At 45.4% G+C, this 401-nt stretch carries 1 protein-coding gene; it reads left to right on the top strand.

The window, feature by feature from the left end:
* Nucleotides 1-21: 21 nt before the first annotated feature.
* Nucleotides 22-401 (top strand): class II aldolase/adducin family protein (locus tag CWC11_RS20990; RefSeq protein WP_171038492.1); only part of this gene is annotated, 380 nt, incomplete at its 3' end.

Raw genomic sequence — 401 nt, 5'->3', positions numbered from 1 at the left:
TTTAATTTATAGGTGTTAACTATGCACACACAAGCCGCAAAACTCGCGCTTATCGACGCAGGAGCTTGGGTTGCTCAGCAAGGCTGGGTTCCCGCGACTGGTGGTAATTTCTCTATCAAAACAGACTCTGGCTTTGTTGTCACGGCCAGCGGCTTTGATAAAGGTAAATTAACACCAGAACAATTTCTGGAATTAGACGCCACAGGCACCATCCTTGCCGGTAGTGGCAAGCCTTCAGCCGAAACTGCATTGCACCTAAAATTATATGAATTATGCGTGGGTGCACAGTGTATATTACACACACATTCCGTTGCTGCGACTGTGTTATCGCGATTTATTCAAGGCGAGCAATTTCAGATCTGTGGTTATGAAATGCAAAAGTCACTGTCTGGCATTCAATC

Origin of the sequence: Pseudoalteromonas sp. S3178 (assembly GCF_005886985.1) — a bacterium.
GTDB lineage: Bacteria > Pseudomonadota > Gammaproteobacteria > Enterobacterales > Alteromonadaceae > Pseudoalteromonas > Pseudoalteromonas carrageenovora.
The sequence above is the reverse complement of the archived record's forward strand: the minus strand, read 5'-3'. Positions and strand labels throughout refer to the sequence as shown.